The sequence below is a fragment of the Mycobacterium sp. genome (genome assembly GCF_032161845.1).
Taxonomy (GTDB): Bacteria; Actinomycetota; Actinomycetes; order Mycobacteriales; family Mycobacteriaceae; genus Mycobacterium.
In genome coordinates, this window is the sequence record NZ_JAVRQA010000128.1 from 1 (window position 1) to 3,003 (window position 3,003).

Here is a 3,003-nt window from a genome sequence, read left to right on the forward strand (position 1 = left end):
GACAACAACACCAGCCGCGTGCGGGACAACAACACCAGCCGCGTGCGGGACAACAACACCGACCGAGACGGCGGCGACCAGTGAACGTCCTCGACGTCATCTCGGGTGCCCTGGTCCTCGGCGGCTCCGCGCTGTCGCTCACGGCGGCGATCGGGGTGGTGCGCTTCCCCGACACGTTGGCGCGCATGCATGCGGCCAGCAAGCCGCAGGTGCTCGGCCTGCTACTGGTGCTGGCCGGGGCAGCGATCAGGCTACGAGATCATGCCGACGTCGGCATGGTGCTCCTCGCCGCATTGTTCACCTTGGTGACGGCACCCGTCGTCGCCAACCGAGTGGGTCAGCTTGCCTACCGGGAACACAGTTTCCGCAGGGAACTCTTGACGACAGACGACCTTCTGACAAGAAACGAGTTGGCCGAACATGGCGAGAACTGACGACGACACGTGGGACATCACCGAGAGTGTCGGTGCGACGGCGCTTGGCGTGGCGGCCGCGCGGGCGGTCGAATCTCAATCGGAGTGTCCGCTCTTCGACGACCCCTACGCGCAGATGTTCATCGACGCCGCCACGGAACAAGGCTGGACCTCACCGTTCGCCACCAAGGGACTCTCCGAGGTACCCAACGTGTCGCCCGAATTGGTGACGCAGATGGAGGAACGGGCCGCGGGCATTCGGGCGTACGCGATATCGCGGACGAAGTACTTCGATGACTTCTTCATCGCGGCGGGTGCCGCGGGAATCAGCCAGGTCGTCATCCTCGCCGCCGGTCTAGATGCCCGCGCTTGGCGGCTACCGTGGATCTCCGACACCGTGGTGTACGAGATCGACCAGCCCAAGGTGCTCGAGTTCAAGGCCGACACCCTGTCGGCACACAACGCCGTTGCGAAGGCCCGCGACGTGGCCGTGCCCGTCGACCTACGGCATGACTGGCCAACGGCCTTGCGCGACGCCGGTTTCGATGCCACTAGGCCTACGGCGTGGCTCGCCGAAGGTCTTCTGCCGTATCTTCCCGCCGCGGCTCAGGACCTCATGTTCGAACGCGTGAACCAACTCAGTGCGCCCGACAGCCGAATCGCCGTCGAGGCGTTCGGCAACAACTACTTCGACGAGGACTACCAGGAACGAAGCCGCGCCCGCATCCGGGAGATGCGCGCCGCGGCGAGCGCGGCGGGGCGTCAGGTCGCCGACGTCGGCGAACTGTTCTACACCGAGCCGCGAGCTGACGTCGCCGACTGGCTGAGCGAGCATGGCTGGCAGGTCGGCACGACGTCGGCCGCGGTCGTGATGAACAGGTACCACCGCGATCTTCCCAACGACATGGAGGAGATGCGCAGCGCGTTCGTGGAGGGGATCCGGCTCACTCACCCTTGATCGGGTGCGCCGCCATCGGCCAGCTGAAATTCGACCATGGCGGCCACGGTCTCGACGGCTTCGCGCATGGCATCGAGCCGCGCGGCGGCACTCGGAGCCTCCAGCACCGAGTAGCGGTCGGCTTGACCCATGGGGATTCGAGCTGCCAAGGCGTACAACCGCTTCCCCGCGTCGTCGCCCGGTTCGGGCTCACCGAGCAGGTCCTGGCGCGGCGGCAACGATGCCTCCTGCGATGCGGCAATCCGCTCGAACAGCTCCATCAGCCGGTCCTCGACTTCACCGATGTGGTCGCCGGTGACGACGGCGCCGGGCTCGTCCGGCCACCGCTCGACGTCGGCCCTGGGATACGGGTCGTCCTCCAACCACGCCGTCACGCGGATCCTCTCGCGGATCTCACAGACGAGGTGGTAGAGCCCATCGCCGAAGTCCTGGCAGTCGACGATGTGGGCCATCGCACCGACGTCATACCGCCTGTCCTCGCCGCCCACCTCGCGGCCGGCGGCAATCAGCACGACCCCGAATTCGCGTGCGTCACTCAGGCATTGGCGTACGAGGGCGCCGTAGCGTGGCTCGAAGATGCGCAAGGCCAATTCCTCGCCGGGCAGCCGCACGGCCTCCAGCGGAAACATCGGTCTGGTGGTCATCGCTACAGCACCAACTCGGCGATCAGCGTGTCGACGACCGCCCGCAGGTCCCCATCGTTCTCCTCGGCGACTCGGCGCTGACGCTGGTACGACGCGCCCTTGGAGTAGATGTCCGACGTCCGGGCCAACTCGTCGGCGCAACCCAGCGAGCGCGCAACGGGTTCCAGCCGGTTCAGGATCTCGTCGAGATCGTCGGTGACGAGGCGTTCGTTGCTGTCCTCGTCGAGGATGATCACCGCGTCGAGACCGTATCGCGCTGCGCGCCACTTGTTTTCCTGCACATGCCATGGCGGCATGGTCGGTAGATGCTCGCCCGCGTCGAGGCGGCGGTCCAGATCGACGATCAAGCAGTGCGTCAGCGCGACGAGCGCGCTCAGCTCGTCGATGTTGGAGACACCGTCGAAGATCCGCACCTCGACCGTGCCAAGGTGCGGCGACGGCCTGATGTCCCAACGGATCTCGTTCATGTGATCGATGATGCCGGTCTTCTTCTGATCGTGCACGAACTGCTCGAACTGCGACCACTCCTGAAAGTGGAACGGCAGCCCCGCCGTCGGAAGCTGTTGGAACATCATGGCGCGGTTGCTGGCATATCCGGTGTCACCACCGTCCCAAAACGGCGACGACGCCGACAGTGCCAACAGATGCGGGTACTGGTCGAGAAGTGAGGTGATGATCGGCATCACCTTGTGCGCCGACGAAACGCCGACGTGGACGTGCACGCCCCAGATCAGCATCTGCCGACCCCACCACTGGGTGCGCTTGATGAGCTCGGCATAACGCGGCGCGTCCGTGAGCTGCTCGGCCGACCACTTCGCGAACGGATGGGTTCCGGCACAGAACAATTCCATGCCACGGTCGCGCACGATCCTGCGGGTCGGCGCGAGCGTGGCGCGCAGATCGTCCATCGCCTCGGCGGAGTTGTCGCAGATCCCGGTGACGATCTCGACGGTGTTGCGCAGCAATTCCTTGTGTACGCGCGGGCTTT

4 protein-coding genes are annotated in these 3,003 nt (G+C 65.7%); 2 read left to right on the top strand and 2 right to left on the bottom strand.

The annotated features are described in order from the left end of the window. The first annotated feature begins 80 nt into the window (after window positions 1-80). Window positions 81-434, top strand: a complete 354-nt coding sequence (gene mnhG, locus QOD90_RS07695; RefSeq protein ID WP_526348287.1) for a monovalent cation/H(+) antiporter subunit G — start codon at window positions 81-83, stop codon at window positions 432-434. After that, the gene (locus QOD90_RS07700; protein ID WP_526348289.1) at window positions 421-1,371 is read left to right on the top strand and encodes a class I SAM-dependent methyltransferase; all 951 of its coding nucleotides are present in this window, start codon (window positions 421-423) and stop codon (window positions 1,369-1,371) included. Before mnhG ends, QOD90_RS07700 begins: the two co-directional genes overlap by 14 nt. Here the strand turns inward: QOD90_RS07700 and QOD90_RS07705 are convergent. Both QOD90_RS07705 and QOD90_RS07710 read right to left on the bottom strand, forming a co-directional pair. Further along, a complete protein-coding gene (locus QOD90_RS07705) occupies window positions 1,362-2,015 on the bottom strand; it encodes an LON peptidase substrate-binding domain-containing protein (RefSeq protein ID WP_526348291.1) in 654 nt (217 codons plus the stop codon). The two genes, QOD90_RS07700 and QOD90_RS07705, sit on opposite strands and share 10 nt — an antisense overlap. A 2-nt stretch (window positions 2,016-2,017) precedes the next feature. Then, window positions 2,018-3,003, bottom strand: a 986-nt coding sequence (locus tag QOD90_RS07710) for a glutamate--cysteine ligase (RefSeq protein ID WP_526348293.1), incomplete at its 5' end; no start/stop codon positions are given.

What these genes read in the sequence shown, in the direction of transcription:
- QOD90_RS07700 (WP_526348289.1), top strand. Translation starts at nt 421, where the DNA reads ATGGCGAGAACTGACGACGACACGTGGGACATCACCGAGAGTGTCGGT.
- QOD90_RS07705 (WP_526348291.1), bottom strand. Translation starts at nt 2,015, where the DNA reads ATGACCACCAGACCGATGTTTCCGCTGGAGGCCGTGCGGCTGCCCGGC.